Source organism: Luteimonas sp. YGD11-2 (assembly GCF_004118975.1).
GTDB classification, from domain to species: domain Bacteria; phylum Pseudomonadota; class Gammaproteobacteria; order Xanthomonadales; family Xanthomonadaceae; genus Luteimonas; species Luteimonas muca.
Window position 1 is genome coordinate 1,435,041 of record NZ_CP035376.1, and the last position, 15,962, is coordinate 1,451,002.

Genomic DNA, 15,962 nt, shown 5'->3' on the forward strand with positions numbered 1-15,962 from the left:
GCGATCAGTTCTCGTCCTGCGCCTCGCGCCCCTGCTGGCGGATCAGTGCCAGCTCGCGTGCGTCGTTGATGGCGTCGCGCACGCCGTCGAGATCGATGGTGCCTTCGTCGAACGTGAACTCGCCGGTGAGCACGGTGTCGGGCTGCAGCGCACCGGCCTCGAACAGCGCCCACATTTCCTCGCCGTACCAGGTGTCGAGCAGTTCCGGCGCCCAGCGACCGAGGGTGGCGGTGAGGTTGTTGACGTCGCGCAGCAGCATCGTGCGCGCGGCGTTGTTGCCGGCGGCGCTGACCACCTGCGGGAAGTCGATCACCACCGGGCCATCGGGCCCGACCAGCACGTTGTAGGCCGACAGGTCCCCATGGATCAGGCCGCAGCACAGCATCCGCACCACCTGGCGCACCAGCACCGCGTGGAACTCGCGCGCCTGCTCCGCGGTGAGCTCGACTTCGCCCAGGCGGGGCGCGGAGAAGCCGGCGGCATCGGTGACGAGCTCCATGACCAGCACGCCGTGGAAGAAGCCGTGCGGCTCGGGCACCCGCACGCCGGCGGCGCGCAGCTGGTACAGCGCATCCACCTCGGCGTTCTTCCACTCCGCCTCCTGCTGCCGGCGGCCGTAACGGCTGCCGGTGGCGACGGCGCGCGATTCGCGGCTGCCGCGCGACTTGCGGCCTTCCTGGTACTGCACGCGCTTCTGGAAACTGCGGTGCGCCATGTCCTTGTAGACCTTGGCGCACCGCACCTCGCCGCCGGAGCGGACAACGTAGACGGCGGCTTCCTTGCCGCTCTTGAGCGGTCGCACCACTTCATCGATGACGCCTTCTTCGATCAGCGTCAGCAGGCTTGCAGGAGTTTTCACGGGGTCCCGGGGCTGGGTCGCGCGGGCAGGGCCCCGCGACGGGCGTGCAGTGTCGCCGAAAGCGCGCCCGAACGCGCCGGGTGCGTGCGGCGGGAGTTCACGTTCCGCCGGTCCGACGGCACGTCGCGCAAGGTTCATCTCCTGACACCGGGGGAATTGACACGGTTGGAGTGCGGCGTGCGCGTCGTGCGCCCCATGGCGCACAGCGTGGCCTCGTCCGCGCTCGTCTCCATGCGGCGGCGGCGCAAGCCCGGGTGCCGGGTTCCGGTGCCGGGTCGCGGGTGGCGGTGAGGTGCTTCGTTCCGGGCGGCGCTGCCCGTCGCGCGCACCGGGGGGTGTGCTCCCCCGGCCGGAGTCCGCGTCCAGCTACCACGGCCGGCCGCCGGCCATCCATGGCCGGCTGGGAGCACACCCCCCGGTGCACGCGACGGGCCCGGGCATTCGCCGGCTCCGGTACGAAAATCCACAGCCGTTGTACCGGCGTCGCCGGCGCGCTGACACGCACGTGCATTCGGCAGCTTTGGCATTCGAGGTCACGAGCAGCGGTTGCTGCGCTCGCCTGCAACCGGCCACGCGTGCGTTCCTCGTCCTGACGTTCTTCGTCCGGACCCAGCGACGGTTCGGGCCCGCCGTGGACGCAGGGGGATGTCCAGAGCCGGCCATGGACGGCCGGCGGCCGGATGTGGGAGCAGGACGCGGAGATATCCGGCTGGGCATCCCCCTGTGGCCGCGGCGGGCCGCCGGCGCCGCCATCCGGCCCGCGCTCCGGCTCTGGCCCCGGCTCTGCTCTGGCGCCTGGCTCGGCTCCGGCTCTAGCCCTGGCTCCGGCTCTAGCCCTGGCTCCGGCTCTGGCTCTGGCCTGGTCCGGTTCAAAGCTTCCGCACGCGAGCCTCCGCGCTGGGATGGAATCCCTCGATCGGAGACGACCAAAGAAAAAGGCCCGGACATGCCGGGCCTCGCGAGCGTCGCTGGAGCGCGGTCAGACCGGGGCGAAGCCCTTGGTCGCGGTCTTCTCGCGCTTCTCGGCCTTCTTCTCCTTCATGGTCTTGGCCGGTTTCTTCTTCTGCTCTTTCTTCTGGTTGAGGCCCTTGCTCATTTCGTCTCTCCTCGGCGCATCGGCGCTGGACTGCGGCGCAGTCGGCCCGCCCAGTATGCGCCCGCGGTGCCACAACGGCGCGACAACGCCAGCGCGGACCGGCCCGTCAGACCAGGTCTTCACCGGTGCGCCGCGCGCGCCGGATGTCCATCAGCACGCCGCGGCCGATCACCACCATCATGATCGCCACCAGCAGCGGCCACAGCAGCACGTAGAGGGTCATCAGATACACGTTCATGGGGTGGTCTCCGGTTGCTGGAACGCACGCACGCGTTCGCCAATGAGGTCGAAGTCGAAGGAATCCCGGTTGCGCAGGCTCATCAGGGTGCACACCACGGTGCTGATGCCGTAGGCATTGAGCGAGCTCAGCAGCACCACGTAGTCGCGCAGGAAGCCGACCATAAATGGAGCCAGCACGATCGCGGCGATGGCGCCCACCAGCAGGCCCACGCGCCTGCCGCAGAAGCCGAATGCCATGAGCCCGAGCACCACCCCGGCACCGACGGCCGCGAACAGTTCGAACACCACCACCGGCAGCCCGTCCAGTGGCAGCAGTTCGAAGCGCAGCAGGGTGAACACCACCAGCGACACCAGCACCGACGAGGTGAACGCACGGTTGTCGATGCGACCCCAGTAGAAGCTTGCGATCACCGGGAACACGATCGAGCCCCACAGTGCGCCCACGAATACCAGCAGCGAGAGGATGTCCACGCGCATGCTCGCGAAGACCAGCCCCGCGGTGGTGGCCACGATCATGGTGGTACGCCCGACCAGCAGCATCGTCGCCGGGTTGACCCGCCCCTTGCGCGCGAGGTTCTTGCCGTAGACGTCGGTCATCATGATCGCCGACAGCGCCGAAAGATCGGAGTCCGCGGTCGACGACAGCGAGCCGATGACCATGATGAAGAACACGCCGATCATCACCGGGCCGAGATAGCTCGAGGCCATCTGCGGGATCAGGTTGTTGTGGTCGCCACCGTTTGGCTCCATGCCCACCAGCAGGGCGATCACCCCGAGCATGCCCAGCCCGATCACGGTGGCGCCGTAGGTGAGGGTGGCCGCCAGGAACGTCGGCCTGATCAGGTCCTCGCGCACCGCGAACAGGCGCTGGGCAATGGTCTGGTTGCCGATGGCATAGGCCAGCACCGCGACGAAATAGGGCGCGCCCTGTTCGAGGAAGGCGGTCTTCGAGAAGAAGGACGCCTGCTCACTGCTCAGGCGTTCCCAGCCCTGCGCGATCACGTCGCTGCCGCCGGCGTTGAAGAACACCAGCGGGATGATCAGCGCGGCGGCGCCGAGCAGTGCGGCAACCTGGGCGACATCCGTCATCACCGATGCGCGGAAGCCCGACCACAGCGAGTAGGACAGCGTGCCGAGGCCCGCGATCAGCACGCCGTGCACGAAATCCAGCGGCGACAGCATCGCCACCAGGGCACCGGCGGCGGTGAAGTTGGCCATCAGGCTGATGATGCTGCCGACGATGTTGGAGCCGGCCAGGATCATCTGGCTGCCACGCCCGTGGCGTGCGTGCATGATCTCGGCCAGGGTGTGCGCGCGCGGGGCGACTTCGCGGAAGCGGCGCCCGAAGGGATAGATGAAGAGGATCATCAGCGCGCCCCACAGGCCATAGTGGATCGGCCCGGAAATGCCGTACTTGTAGCCGGAGGTGGCCGCCGCGTAGAACGAGGCCGCCCAGATCCATGTCGCGGTCATGCTGGCGGCGGAGATGCCGAAGCCCACGGCGCCGTTCGCGTTCATGTAGCCATCGACGTTCTCGTGCCGGCGGCCGATGCGCGTGGACATGAGGAACGTGCCGCCATAGAACGCGAACAACAGCAGCAGGGCGGTGGAAGTCTGCAATTGATAGAACGGGACGTCGTCCACAGGCGGGCGGTTCCTCCGTGCACGCGCCCGGAAGGCGCGCGATGACGGCGCAGGAACGGCTGACGCCGGACGTGCAGGTCGCACATCCTCGTAAGGCATCGACGGGGCGGACACGGTCCGCGAAGTTCGACTGCGCCGGAAATGCGGCCCCGGGTGCGACCGTGACGGTCGCTCGCGCATGGGTCGCGGCGATGCGGTGGAGTCTACCAGCTGGGGGCAGGGACTTCACCCCGTCTTCATGTCGGCAACGCGGCGAGCGGCGCGCACGCGCAGCGAAAAACAGCGGAAATCGCCGGCGTTTCCTGTCTTGTCGTGCAGCCGGGGGCGGGCGCGCGGCGCCCGGCAGGACCTCAGCCGTCGCGCTTGAGCAGGGCACCCAGTGCGGCGAACGGCTGCGTCGTCGCGGCGGCCACTGCATCCTCGGCACGGCCCGCGGCAACGCCGGTGTGATCGTTGTAGCGTGAGTGCTCGTTGTCGTGGCAGTACACGCACAGCAGTTCCCAGTTGCTGCCGTCGGGCGGGTTGTCGTCGTGGTTATGGTTGCGGTGGTGGACGGTGAGTTCCGACAGGTTGGCGCGGGTGAACCCGCGTGCGCAGCGGCCGCAGACCCACGGATACATGCCGAGCGCGCGTTCGCGGTAACCCCTGGCGCGCTGTTCGGCATCACGGCGTGCCTCGGCGACGATGCGGTCGAGGCGGGCGTTGTCGGGCTGGCGCGGGGGCGTGGCCATCGGGGTTGCGGGTGGTGGGCAGGCGTCGAGCATAAGCCGGGGGGCGCGACGCCGCACAGGCTGCACATGCGGCAGCCCGGCCATATCCTCGCCGGATGACGAAACCATCGATCCGGTCCCAGACCGCACGGGCGACCCGCGACGGAGTCCCGGCCAGTCGCCTGCAGCTGCCACCCGGCCCGTGGGCGACCGTGCTCGATGCGCTGTGCGCGCGGTTCCCGCAGGTGGGGCGCGATACCTGGCGGGAGCGTTTCGCGCGCGGCCGCGTGCTCGATGCCGATGGTGCGTGTCTCGACGTGACCGCGCCCTACCGCGTCGGTGCCGACGTCCAGTACTTCCGCGAGGTACCCGACGAGCCGGCGATCCCGTTCGTCGAGACGCTGCTGCATGCCGATGCGCACCTGGTGGTGGTGGACAAGCCGCATTTCCTGCCGGTCGCGCCCACGGGTGCGTACGTGCGCGAAACCCTGCTGACCCGCCTCGTGCAGCGCCTCGGCAATTCCGCGCTGGTGCCCCTGCACCGCATCGACCGTGACACTGCCGGGCTGGTGCTATTCTCCGCGGACCCGGCAAGCCGGGCCGCCTACCAGGCACTGTTCCGCGAGCGCCGGATCCACAAGGAGTACCGGGCGTTCGCAGCGCCGCTGCCTGCGCTGCGGTTTCCGCATGTGCACCGCAGCCGACTGGAGCGCGGCGAACCGTTCTTCCGCATGCGCGAGGCCGACGGAGTGCCCAACAGCGAGACGCGCGTCGACGTCCACGCGCGTGGCGGCGATGCATGGTGCTATCGCCTGGAGCCGGTGACCGGGCGCAAGCACCAGCTGCGCGTGCACATGGCCGCACTTGGCGCACCGATCGTGGGCGACCGCTTCTACCCCGTGCTCGATGACCGCGGCGACGACCATGCCCGGCCGCTGCAGCTGTTCGCGCACGCGCTGGAATTCGACGATCCGTTGAGCGGTGAGCGCAGGCGCTTCTCGCGCGGTGCGCACGCCGCCACGATGAACGCGGCCACCGCGGGGATGCGGTAATTCACGTCTGCGGGACGCCGGCACGCAAATGATTCGGCATCGCGACCAGAGGCCTGCCGCATGTCCAATCATCCGCTCACCGGAGAAGTCTCCAACAGCAAGCTGGCCGCCGTGTTCGACACCGCGGCCGCCGCACGCGAGGCCGCTGAAGGGCTGGTGCAGGCACTCGCCCTGCATCCCACGCAGGTCAAGGTGGTCACCCCGGACGAGCCCGATGCCGCCATCAAGCTCGAGCCGGAAGGGGGCGGCATCTGGCGCACGATCGTCGTGGCCCACATCCGCATGGGCCTGTTCGGCGCCGCCGCCGGCGCCATCGCGTTCGCGATCATGATGTGGGCCGCGTTGCCCTTCGTCGTGCAGTCGCCGGTGGCCGCAGCGCTGGTGACGATCGCCTTCGGTGGCGTGGGCGGGCTGATGCTGGGCGGGCTGATCGCGATGCGTCCCGACCACGACCGCTACGTCGACGCCGCGCGGTCGGCCATTGACGCGCATCGGACCACCGTGCTCGTGCACGCGCGCTCGAAGGATGAACAGCAGCGCGCACGGGAGCTGCTGACCGCGCGCGGCGGCGCGGTCACCGGAACGCTGTAAGGCGTCGACCCACGCCGGGGGAGGGGCGTGATGGCGCACTCATCTCCATGAATCCGCGCCGCTGTTCGCACCGGGACATGTTGCTGAATATACATCGCGGTCGCTACCGCCTGCCTAACCTCGGTTGCATGCCAATCCGGCGAAAGCAGAGCCAGTCCCCGCATGACCTCCTGTCCCCGCGCCACCCGCGGCACCGCCCGTGCAGCGGCAGTTCCGGTACCCGTGACCATCGAAGCGACGGGTACGATCGCCGCCCGCTTTCTCGACTTCGTGGCCGATCCCACGTTTCCCTGCGTCGGTGCCAAGGCAGCGCTGGCACGGGGTGCGATCGAGACCGGCGAGTTCGGCCGGCTCGGTGACCGCGGCAACGATGTGGCGCTGCTCCAGAGCCTTGCGGTGTTCGCCCGTCGCGTGGACGCAATGGACCCCGGCGACAGCACCATCCATTCCTTCGTCGCCCTCTTCGACGGGCCGCCGGACACCGACGAGCGCCGTTTCGAGGCACTGCTGTGGTCGCAGCTGCAGCGCCTGCACGAGATCGACGCCCGCCGTGGCACGCCGTGGGCGGCCGATGTCAGCCGGGACCCCGATGACCCGCGTTTCAGTCTCAGCCTCGCCGGGCACCCGTTCTTCGTGATCGGCCTGCACCCGGGAGCCTCGCGGCTGGCGCGGCGGTTCGAGTGGCCCGCGCTGGTCTTCAACTCGCACCGCCAGTTCGAGCGGCTGCGCGCGGACGGGCGCTACCCGAAGATGCAGGCCGCGACCCGTGCGCGCGATATCGCGCTGCAGGGCTCGATCAACCCGAACCTGGCCGATTTCGGCACCGCAGCCGAAACCCGCCAGTACAGCGGACGCGCCGTCGACGATGGCTGGACCTGCCCGTTCCGCGTGAGGAGCCGGGCATGACCGCGGCCGGATGGCATCTGGATGCGCAGGTGCAGCGGATCCCGCCGTGCTCCGGCCACGCCGTGGAGCTGGACGCCGGTGACGAACTGATCGTCATCGACCCGATGGGCCAGCAGGTCAGCGACCTCACCGCCTTCGCACGCGAGGACCTCGCGGAGTACCTTTCGTCGGGCCGGTCGATCGACTATGCATCCAGGCTCTGGCTCAGCACCGGCGACGTGCTGTACTCCAACCGCAGCCGCCCGATGTTCACCATCCTCGAAGACACCTGCGGACGCCACGACTTCACCCTGACCCCGTGTTCGAAGCGGATGTTCGAGATCATCTACGGCGAAACCGAGGGCCGGCCTGGTTGCGAAGGAAACCTGGCGGCCGCGCTGGCGCCGTATGGCATCGGCATCGACCGCATCCCGGTGGCGTTCAACATTTTCATGAACGTCACCGTGGACGGTACGAGCGGTGAGGTGGCGGTGCTGCCGCCCCTGAGCCAGCCGGGCGATTTCATCCGCCTGCGCGCGGAGATGCCGATGGTGGTTGCGATGACTGCGTGCTCGGCCGGGCAATCCAACAATTTCAGCTATAAACCGATCGACTATGTGCTGGAGCGCCGCTCGCGCGGATAAGCAGGAGCCCCAATGACCATGACCTTCCAGTGCAGCTGCGGGCAGTTGCAGGGAACGCTCGAGCCGCGCGACGCCTATGCCCGTGTCGTGTGCTACTGCCGTGACTGCCAGGCCTATGCGCGGCTGCTCGCACGCGAGGACGTGCTGGATGCGCGCGGCGGCAGCGACATCGTGGCGATGCAGCCGGCAGGCCTGCGGGTCACCACGGGCCGTGAGCAGCTCACCTGCCTGACGCTCAGCCCGCGCGGGCCGCTGCGCTGGCATTCGGCGTGCTGCAACACGCCACTGGTCAATACCCCGCGTGATCCGCGCCTGCCCTATGCGGGCGTGCTGGTGGGCTGTGTCGCGGCGGATCCATCGGTCGTGGACGGCAGTCTTGGTCCGGCGCAGGCGGCAGTGAATACCGGTTCCGCGACGGGTATCGTGCCGCGGAGCCGGTTGCGCACGGCGCTGACCGTCGCCCGCATCGTGGCCGGCGTACTGGCGGCGAAGCTGCCGGGCCGGCAGCGCGACAACCCGTTCTTCGTCGCGGATACCCCGCGGCCCGTCGTCGAGCCGCGGGTGGTGTCCAAAGCCGAGCGCGAGGCGGCCACGCCGGCACCCCGGGGGAACCCGGCGGACTGAAACGGGTCATCCACCGGATCGGGCGCGGGCGGCCGGGCCGCCCGCGAACACGTCAGCGCAGCGGCACGTCGCCGACCTTGTCGTCGTAGTCCTTCTTCGGATCCACGCCAAGCAGCATTTTCACGCCCGCCAGCAGGCTGTTCTCGTTGAGCCATACGTGCGCTTCCGCCGCGTCCATGCGCAGCAGGCGCAGCTTGGGGTCGTCCTTGCCGTCCTCGTACCAGGCGGCGACGAAGGGGTTCCACAGGCGGTCGATCACCGCGCGGTCGTTGTCGATCATCACCTGGCCGGTGATGGTGGCGAACAGGTCGTGGTCCTTCGACACGAACGAAGCGCTGGCTGCGTGGCCGGCGCCAGTGCCTTCCAGCGACTGCGCAAGCTCGGTATCGATCGAGGTGAAGAACCACAGTGGCGCGTGCTGGTCCTCGGCCATCGCGGTCATCGGCCGCGGCTCGACGCCGGATGCGCCGAGCATCACGGTGCGGTCCTTGTCGAGCGCCTTCCAGAACTTCTTCTCGAGGTCGCGGGTATCGGTCATGGGTGTCTCCATCGGTCACAAGGCCCCACAGGGTCCGGCCCGCGCCGTGACGGGGCCGCCAAATGCGCAGCGGAGCCTGCGCACAACACGGCGGGTGCAGCAACGTCCCCCGTGTAGCACGATGGCCGCATGCACGAATCAAGCCCCAGACCCCACCCACCCGCCTGCGAGCGCAATCGCGAGCCGATCCTCGGCGTGTTGCGCGAACACTTTGCCGGTCGCAGGCACGTGCTGGAGATCGGCAGCGGCACCGGCCAGCACGCAGTGCATTTCGCGGCCGCGATGCCATGGCTGGTCTGGCAGGCATCGGACGTCGCCGACAACCTGCCGGGGATCCGCGCCTGGCTCGATCATGCCGGCCTGCCCAACACGCCGCCACCGCTGGCGCTGGACGTGCTGCAGCCGTCGTGGCCAGCCGTGGCGGCGGATGCGGTGTTCACTGCCAATTCGCTGCACATCATGGGCATCGACGCGGTGGACGCGTTCTTCCGCGGCGTGGGCCGGGTGCTTGCCGACAGGCCGGGCGGGGTACTGGTGGCCTACGGTCCATTCAACTACGACGGACGCTGGACCAGCGACAGCAATCGCGAGTTCGACGCATGGTTGAAGGCGCGCGACCCGCGCTCCGGCATCCGCGATTTCGAGGATTGCGACGCGCTCGCCGCGCGTGAAGGCCTGCAGTTGTTGGCCGACCTGGCGATGCCGGCCAACAACCGCTGCCTGGTCTGGCAACGTGCCCACGTGTGACCGGCGCGGCTCGCGATCACGGCCCCGACGCAGCAGGTTTCGCTAGGCTGGCCCGCCTGCGGGCAACGGGTGGCGGATACGCGGCATGGTTCCAGTGAAGCGAGGCAGGGCCGGTAGGGGGTGGTTGCGGTCGCACGTTCCGGCGCTGGTGAGGCGGCTCGTACAGGTGGCGGTGCTGTGTGCCGCGGGTGCATCCGCTGCGTGCAACGGAGCCGATCCGCCGTCGCCTGCGGGTGGGACGCAGGTGCCTGTGCAGGCGGCGATGCCAGCCGTCCCGCCCGCAGCGGATCCGGCGGCGGTGCGGGCCGCGCTCGATGTCCTGCTGGACGAAGCCGCCGCGATCGAACCGCTGAAGGCGGTGGCCATCGCGCACGAGGGCGACGTGATTGCCGAGCGCGGTTATCGCGGCTCCACCCCGGCCACGCCGACCAATATCAAATCCGCATCGAAGTCGGTGATGTCGGCACTGGTCGGCGTCGCCATCGACAGGGGCGTGCTCGAAGGCACCCACCAGCCGATCGCGCCCCTGCTGCGCGACGACCTGCCGGCGGATCCCGACCCGCGGCTGGCGCAGGTGACCATCGGGCACCTGCTGTCGATGCAGGCGGGGCTGGGCCGCACCTCCGGCGCGAACTACGGGCGCTGGGTATCGAGCCGCAACTGGGTGCGTTCGGCGCTGGCGCAGCCGTTCGTGGACGAGCCGGGCGGCGCGATGCTGTATTCCACCGGCTCCACGCACCTGCTGTCGGCGATCCTTGCCGGCGCGACCGGCCGCAGCACGCTGGATCTCGCGCGCGAGTGGCTGGGCCCACAGCAGGGCTTCGCGATCACCGCGTGGGACCGTGACCCGCAGGGCATCCATCTCGGCGGCAACAACATGGCGATGAGCACCCGCTCGCTGCTGGCCTTCGGCGAGCTGTACCGCAATGGCGGCCGCAGCAGGGACGGGCAGCAACTGGTCCCGCCGGAGTGGATCGAGGCCTCGTGGCAGCCGCGCACCGCATCGCGCTTCACCGGTGATGCCTACGGCTACGGCTGGTTCCTGCGCGATATCGCCGGCGAACCGGTGCGCTACGCCTGGGGCTACGGCGGGCAGATGCTCTACATCGTGCCGTCGCTGCGGCTCACGGTGGCAATGACGTCCGACGACAGCGAAGCGTCCGCGCGCAGCGGCCACCGCGATGCGCTGCACCAACTGATGGGCAGGATCCTCACCACCGTGCGCGACGGGCCATTGGCGGAGTAGGGAGGCAGCGGCACGGTGTGCGGTGCCTACCGGTCAGCCGCCCAGTGAGCGGCCCAGCCTGTCCTCGGCCTCGCGGACCTGGTCGAGCAGCGTGTCGCGATCATCCAGGCCGGGCATGCCCTCCAGCAGCGTCCGCAATACGTCGAGGTCCTGGCGGCGGCCGAGCCGGTCGCTCAGCGCGTGCAGCCGCTCGGCCTGGTCCGCGTGCCGCTCGCCACCCAGGCTGGCGACCAGTGCCGGTTTGATCGTGGCCACCGCTTCCACCTGCATGCGCAACTTGCGCACACGGCGGCGCCAGCGGTGCAGCGCATCGGCATCGGCGTCGCGGCGCGCGCGCTTGCGTGCCTTGTCGGCGCGGCGCCGGCCACGTTCCAGTGCACGGCGCAGGTCGGCGGCCTTGAGCCTGTGCCAGGGCGCCGCCTCGATCCGCGCCAGCGCGCGCCGTACCCAGCTGCGTCGCCGTTCGAAACCCGGGTCCTGCACCAGTGCCGTGGCAAGCAATGCGTCGCGGCGCTGCGCCAGCGTCACCACGACCGGCTGCCAGCGCTCGTGATCGCGGCGCGCGAAGCGCTCGGCAGTGCCGATGGTGGCGTGGGCATCGCGCAGCGCGGACAGGCTGTCCCCGGTGCGTTGCAGGATGCGGTCGGCGATGCCCACGTCCAGCCGCTGGTCCACCAGCTGCAGCAGTGCGCGCAGCCGGCGGATCGCCTTGCGCGCCTCGTGGATCGAGCCGTGCACATCCGCGGTGGGCACCAGTCCCGCAAGCACGGCGTCGGCTTCCTCGCGGGCACGCGCGAGGGCGCGCGCGGCGGTGCCGGTGGGGGCGAGGGGCGCAGGGTCGTTCACGGCTGTTTTCGCACCCGGCGGTTGGAAGGTGGGGGTGGCAGCGCGGCGTCGGTTGCGACGGCTTCGCCGTACAGGCGCTGGCAGGTGTCGCACCAGAATGCGCGCCGCTGCGCCTGGCCGAGGTGCTTGCGGTAGCTGAGCGGCGTGCCGTCGCGCGGACAGCTGGTCTTCGCATGCACCTGCCAGTGCTTCTTCAGCACGAAGGCCTTTTTCCAGTTGTAGAAGTCGAAGCTGTACTCGCGTGCCTGCGCGACCAGTTCCGACAGCTTGCGCGGTGGCAGTGCGCCGACGCGGCTCTCCGGATGCACGCGGATGCGGTGCAGCACCTCGTTCTTGATGATGTTGCCGACCCCGGCGAACACGTCCTGGTCGAGCAGCGCGTCGGCGGCGAGGCTCTCCGGCTGCAGCCGCAGTTTGCGCCGCGCGGCCGCAGCATCCCAGTCGTCGTTCATCACGTCGGCGGTCCAGTCATAGGTGTCGTCGAGCTCGCCCTCGATGAAGCGCACCGAGCAGGCGTAGAAGTTCAGCACCTCGCCCTTGCTGAAGCCCAGCGACAGCAAGGGCGCGGTGGCCTTCTCCTCGTTGATCCGGTAGCTGCCGAACAGCAGCAAGTGGATGCGCAGGCCGAAGCCGTCGAACTGCAGCAGGAAGTGCTTGCCCCAGGTGCGCACCGCCAGCACCTTGCGACCGCGCATGCGCTCGATGTCCTGGGTGCTGTTGCCCGAGACCCGCAGCACCTTGCGCCCGGCGAAACGGGCCGCGGCTTCGCGGAGGATGACCAGCGATGGACCTTCAGGCATGCGCGGCAGTATCGCCATGCCCGATGAGGCAGGCGTCAACGGTGCCGACGCCGTGGCATCCGCCGGCAGGATCCGCACCGTGGGCCGGCGGTGGCCGCCACCATCACCGATCCACGTTGGCCCGGCTGCGCCGTGCCCCGGCACGCCCAGGCTCCCGCCAGCGGGAGGCCCCACACAGGAGAGCACCACGATGAGCTACCACACGGGGTCGATCGCGGCCGTACCCACCGCGAACCGCCAGCAGTACCTCGACCACGCGCGCGAGTGCTGGTCGCTGTTCCAGCGCCACGGCGCGACACGGATGGTCGAGACCTGGGGCGAGGACGTGCCGCACGGCACGCTCACCGACTTCCATCGCGCGGTGGACGCCCAGGACGACGAGACGGTCACCTTCGGCTGGATCACCTGGCCCGACCGTGCCAGCGCCGACGCCGCATGGCAGGCGATGAGCGTCGACCCGGCGATGCGCGACATGCAGATGCCGTTCGACGGCAGCCGCATGATCTGGGGCGGGTTCGCCACGGTCTACGAGCAGGGCGACGCGGTGGGCGGCGGGTACTACCAGGGGTTCGCACTGGCGGTGCCGGCGGCCAACCGGGACGCGTATGTCGACATGGCCGGCAAGGGCTGGGAGATGTTCCGCAAGTGCGGTGCACTGGGCGTGGTGGAGGCCTGGGGCGAGGACGTGCCGCACGGCAAACGCACCGACTTCCATCGCGCGACACAGGCACGCGACGACGAGGTCATCGTGTTCTCCTGGATCAACTGGCCCGATCGCGCCACCTGTGATGCGGCCGCCCGGGCGATGGAACAGGACGCCGGCGACACGGCGCAGTGGGAGATGCCGTTCGACGGCAAACGCATGTTCTGGGGCGGCTTCGTACCGCTGTTCGATTCCGCGTCGCCAGTGCGTTGACGCGCGCCGAGGTATGCAGGGGGCCCGTCCTGGAATGACCGTCCCATGCCTGCACGTATCCGCACCTCCGGCTGTCTGGTCAGCATCATCGCCTCGGTGGTGCTGACCGTGGTGCTGAACCTGCTGCTGCGCGCGTGCATGGCATGACGGCGGCGGAACGTCGCGGCGGTCGGTTACTGGTGGGCTGCGCGGGGTGGTCGATCCCGTCGCAGCACATGCACCTGTTCGGCCCGGGCGACAGCCACCTGGCGCGTTATGCCACGCGTTTTTCCATCGTCGAGATCAACTCCACGTTCTATCGCCCGCACCAGCCGCGCACCTTCGAACGCTGGGCCGCCAGCGTGCCGAAGGAGTTCCGCTTCTCGGTCAAGGTGCCACAGGCGATCACCCACCACGCGCGCCTGCATGGGGTGGGGGATGCGCTCAGCGCCTTCCTCGACTCGATCGCCGGGCTGGGCCCGAAGCTCGGCGGCCTGCTGGTGCAGCTGCCGCCGGGCCTGGTCTTCGACGCGCGCACCGCCGGTACCTTCTTCACCATGCTGCGGCGTCGCACCGACGTGCCGGTGGCCTGCGAACCCCGCCATGCCAGCTGGTTCGAACCGGCGGTGGACGTACTGTGGCAGCGCCACGGGGTGGCACGTGTGGCCGCCGATCCGGCGCGGTTGCCATCCGCCGCACAGGCCGGAGGCTCGCAGCGGGACTGGCGCTACTGGCGCTGGCACGGCTCGCCGCGCATCTACTACAGCCCCTACGACGATGCCGCGCTGGGCGCGCTGGCTGCGGCGATGCGTGCGGGCACGCGTGGCGCTCCGGCCGGCTGGTGCATCCTCGACAACACCGCGGGCGGGCATGCGATGGGCGACGCGGCACGCCTGCAGGCAATGCTTGCAGGGAAATGAAGGCGGTGCCGGGCCTCAGAGCCGTGGCGTTGCGAAGCCCTCCGCCGGAATGCCCGCGGAGCGGCCGCTGAGCTGCTCGAACTCGGCGATGTCGTGCGAGCAGAAGATGTCGACGTCACGGCTCCCGCGCGCCAGCGCCCGCAGGCGGTCCTGGTTGTGCAGCCGTGCGTCGCGGTCGAGCTCCATCATCCACTGGTAGAAGCGCAGTCCGGGCGGGCAGACGGGGGTGGAGGCCATCTCCCCGGCATGGAAGTAGGCATCGGCGGCGAGGAACTTCCAGCGGCCACCGGAATACACCGCGATGCCCGCATGCCCGTGGGTGTGCCCGGGCAGCGGGACCATGAGGATCTCCGGTGGCAGCCCGTCGGGGGTCCGCACCCCCTCGAAGCCGTTCCATCTGCTGCCGCCTTCGGTGCCATAGGTGCGCCAGCTCGGCTGCGTCGACCACTGCTGGGGCCGGAAGCGCTGGCGATCGAGCCAGCTGCGCTGCCGCACTGCATGTTCGCGTTCGCTGGCCAGCATGTGCACGGTGGCATTCGGGAAGTCATCGAGTCCGCCGGCGTGGTCGAAATCCAGGTGGCTGAGCAGGATGTGGCGGACGTCGGCCGGGTCGAAGCCCAGGCGCTCGACCTGGCGCACCGCGGTCATCTGTTCGCGGAATTCGGGCCGCAGCAGGGTGAGGAAGAACCGGCTCAGGCGTGACTGCGGGTCGGCCACGTCGCGCAACCCCAGGCCGGTGTCGACGAGCACCAGCGAGTCGGGCGTTTCGATCAACAGGCAATGGCAGGCGAGGTGGCCACGCTCGAGCAGCGACCGCGAGCGGCCGTCCATCAGCCGGCCCCCCAGCGGACAGGTCGAGATGCAGTTGAGGTGATGCACGCGCATGGACATCGGTTCGGCTCCACGGGCAAAGCGCGAGGGTGCGATGGCCGCGGTGGGCTCGCGGTGAATCCGGCGCCCCGCGCACCGCGCTGGACGGCCGTCGTCGCGGGCCGGGGAACGCGTGGCATGCGCCATCTCGGACCGTTCACGCCTGCGGCGGGAAAGTGCCGTCCCCCCCCCTTTCCAGGAGATGCACCGATGACGACCGAAGCGCGTGAACACCTGCTCGACTGGCTGCGCGATGCGCACGCGATGGAGCTGCAGGCCGAGAGCATGCTCAAGGCGCAGGCCGGGCGGATCGAGAACTACCCGAAGCTGAAGATGCGCATCGAGGAGCACCTGCAGGAAACCCTCGGCCAGCAGCGTCTGCTCGAGGAATGCATCGAGCGCCTCGGCGGGTCGACCTCGGCGGTCAAGGACACGATGGGCAAGATCGCGGCAATGGGCCAGGCGATCGGCGGGATGACCGCGTCCGACGAGATCGTCAAGGGTTCGATGGCCAGCTACGTGTTCGAGAACATGGAGATCGCCTCGTACACCACCCTGATCGCCGCCGCGGGCGCGATCGGCGACACCCAGACGCAGCGCGCCTGCGAGCAGATCCTCGAGCAGGAGATCGCGATGTCGAAGTGGCTGCTCGAGCACCTGCCGGAAACCACCCGCGAGTTCCTTGCCCGCTCGGAAATGCCGGGCGAAACCGCGAAGAAGTGATCGACGCCGGGGCGCCATGCCCCGGTGCGTGC

18 protein-coding genes and 1 pseudogene are annotated in these 15,962 nt (G+C 69.6%); 11 read left to right on the plus strand and 8 right to left on the minus strand.

What is annotated here, in order from left to right:
• Positions 1 to 4: 4 nt before the first annotated feature.
• From ERL55_RS06490 to ERL55_RS06500, 4 genes are all read right to left on the minus strand, one after another.
• Complete coding sequence (locus tag ERL55_RS06490; RefSeq protein ID WP_129135708.1) at positions 5 to 859, minus strand: PA4780 family RIO1-like protein kinase; 855 nt, start codon at positions 857 to 859, stop codon at positions 5 to 7.
• A 1,202-nt stretch (positions 860 to 2,061) separates the two neighbouring features.
• Positions 2,062 to 2,193, minus strand: a complete 132-nt coding sequence (locus tag ERL55_RS15115) for a putative transporter small subunit (RefSeq protein WP_241685859.1) — start codon at positions 2,191 to 2,193, stop codon at positions 2,062 to 2,064.
• The gene (locus tag ERL55_RS06495) at positions 2,190 to 3,839 is read right to left on the minus strand and encodes a sodium:solute symporter family protein (RefSeq protein ID WP_206733381.1); all 1,650 of its coding nucleotides are present in this window, start codon (positions 3,837 to 3,839) and stop codon (positions 2,190 to 2,192) included. Before ERL55_RS06495 ends, ERL55_RS15115 begins: the two co-directional genes overlap by 4 nt.
• A gap of 350 nt (positions 3,840 to 4,189) precedes the next feature.
• The gene (locus ERL55_RS06500) at positions 4,190 to 4,570 is read right to left on the minus strand and encodes a YajD family HNH nuclease (protein ID WP_129135710.1); all 381 of its coding nucleotides are present in this window, start codon (positions 4,568 to 4,570) and stop codon (positions 4,190 to 4,192) included.
• A gap of 95 nt (positions 4,571 to 4,665) precedes the next feature.
• On the opposite strand from ERL55_RS06500, the gene ERL55_RS06505 reads away from it, so the two are divergent.
• The 5 genes from ERL55_RS06505 to ERL55_RS06525 all read left to right on the plus strand — a co-directional run bounded on the left by ERL55_RS06505 (position 4,666) and on the right by ERL55_RS06525 (position 8,345).
• On the plus strand, positions 4,666 to 5,601 hold the full coding sequence (locus tag ERL55_RS06505) for a pseudouridine synthase (protein ID WP_129135711.1): 936 nt from the start codon (positions 4,666 to 4,668) through the stop codon (positions 5,599 to 5,601).
• Between the two features lie 60 nt (positions 5,602 to 5,661).
• Positions 5,662 to 6,192: a hypothetical protein gene (locus ERL55_RS06510; protein ID WP_129135712.1), complete on the plus strand. Its 531-nt coding sequence runs from the start codon at positions 5,662 to 5,664 to the stop codon at positions 6,190 to 6,192.
• A 162-nt stretch (positions 6,193 to 6,354) separates the two neighbouring features.
• Entirely contained in the window at positions 6,355 to 7,098 is a 744-nt protein-coding gene (gene gntA, locus ERL55_RS06515; protein ID WP_129135713.1) for a guanitoxin biosynthesis heme-dependent pre-guanitoxin N-hydroxylase GntA, read from the plus strand.
• Positions 7,095 to 7,721 carry an urea carboxylase-associated family protein gene (locus tag ERL55_RS06520; protein WP_129135714.1) on the plus strand — a complete coding sequence of 209 codons (627 nt, stop codon included), beginning with the start codon at positions 7,095 to 7,097 and terminating at the stop codon, positions 7,719 to 7,721. The genes gntA and ERL55_RS06520 overlap by 4 nt, the downstream gene beginning before the upstream one ends.
• A 12-nt stretch (positions 7,722 to 7,733) precedes the next feature.
• Positions 7,734 to 8,345, plus strand: coding sequence for a DUF6151 family protein (locus ERL55_RS06525; protein WP_129135715.1), 612 nt, complete (start codon positions 7,734 to 7,736; stop codon positions 8,343 to 8,345).
• A 52-nt stretch (positions 8,346 to 8,397) separates the two neighbouring features.
• Here ERL55_RS06525 and ERL55_RS06530 read toward each other — a convergent pair whose 3' ends face one another.
• Positions 8,398 to 8,883 (minus strand): pyridoxamine 5'-phosphate oxidase family protein, encoded by a 486-nt coding sequence (locus ERL55_RS06530; RefSeq protein WP_129135716.1) that lies wholly within the window; start codon positions 8,881 to 8,883, stop codon positions 8,398 to 8,400.
• A gap of 129 nt (positions 8,884 to 9,012) precedes the next feature.
• On the opposite strand from ERL55_RS06530, the gene ERL55_RS06535 reads away from it, so the two are divergent.
• The gene (locus ERL55_RS06535; protein ID WP_129135717.1) at positions 9,013 to 9,630 is read left to right on the plus strand and encodes a DUF938 domain-containing protein; all 618 of its coding nucleotides are present in this window, start codon (positions 9,013 to 9,015) and stop codon (positions 9,628 to 9,630) included.
• A 262-nt stretch (positions 9,631 to 9,892) separates the two neighbouring features.
• A complete protein-coding gene (locus tag ERL55_RS06540; protein WP_206733382.1) occupies positions 9,893 to 10,876 on the plus strand; it encodes a serine hydrolase in 984 nt (327 codons plus the stop codon).
• Between the two features lie 33 nt (positions 10,877 to 10,909).
• Here ERL55_RS06540 and ERL55_RS06545 read toward each other — a convergent pair whose 3' ends face one another.
• Positions 10,910 to 11,722 (minus strand): CHAD domain-containing protein, encoded by an 813-nt coding sequence (locus ERL55_RS06545; RefSeq protein WP_164972131.1) that lies wholly within the window; start codon positions 11,720 to 11,722, stop codon positions 10,910 to 10,912.
• The gene (locus tag ERL55_RS06550; RefSeq protein WP_129135720.1) at positions 11,719 to 12,522 is read right to left on the minus strand and encodes a DNA-formamidopyrimidine glycosylase family protein; all 804 of its coding nucleotides are present in this window, start codon (positions 12,520 to 12,522) and stop codon (positions 11,719 to 11,721) included. Before ERL55_RS06550 ends, ERL55_RS06545 begins: the two co-directional genes overlap by 4 nt.
• 190 nt (positions 12,523 to 12,712) lie before the next feature.
• Between ERL55_RS06550 and ERL55_RS15040 the strand changes: the two are divergent.
• The 3 genes and pseudogenes from ERL55_RS15040 to ERL55_RS06560 form a co-directional block, all read left to right on the plus strand.
• Positions 12,713 to 13,039, plus strand: a pseudogene (locus ERL55_RS15040) (DUF1428 domain-containing protein); the annotation flags it as partial.
• 27 nt (positions 13,040 to 13,066) lie between these two features.
• Positions 13,067 to 13,438 (plus strand): DUF1428 domain-containing protein, encoded by a 372-nt coding sequence (locus tag ERL55_RS15045; protein ID WP_241685881.1) that lies wholly within the window; start codon positions 13,067 to 13,069, stop codon positions 13,436 to 13,438.
• Between the two features lie 143 nt (positions 13,439 to 13,581).
• Entirely contained in the window at positions 13,582 to 14,337 is a 756-nt protein-coding gene (locus ERL55_RS06560; protein ID WP_129135722.1) for a DUF72 domain-containing protein, read from the plus strand.
• A gap of 15 nt (positions 14,338 to 14,352) precedes the next feature.
• On the opposite strand, the gene ERL55_RS06565 is transcribed toward ERL55_RS06560, so the two are convergent.
• Positions 14,353 to 15,222, minus strand: a complete 870-nt coding sequence (locus tag ERL55_RS06565) for an MBL fold metallo-hydrolase (protein WP_129137240.1) — start codon at positions 15,220 to 15,222, stop codon at positions 14,353 to 14,355.
• 195 nt (positions 15,223 to 15,417) lie between these two features.
• Between ERL55_RS06565 and ERL55_RS06570 the strand changes: the two genes are divergently transcribed.
• The gene (locus ERL55_RS06570) at positions 15,418 to 15,930 is read left to right on the plus strand and encodes a ferritin-like domain-containing protein (protein ID WP_129135723.1); all 513 of its coding nucleotides are present in this window, start codon (positions 15,418 to 15,420) and stop codon (positions 15,928 to 15,930) included.
• Positions 15,931 to 15,962 lie beyond the last annotated feature (32 nt).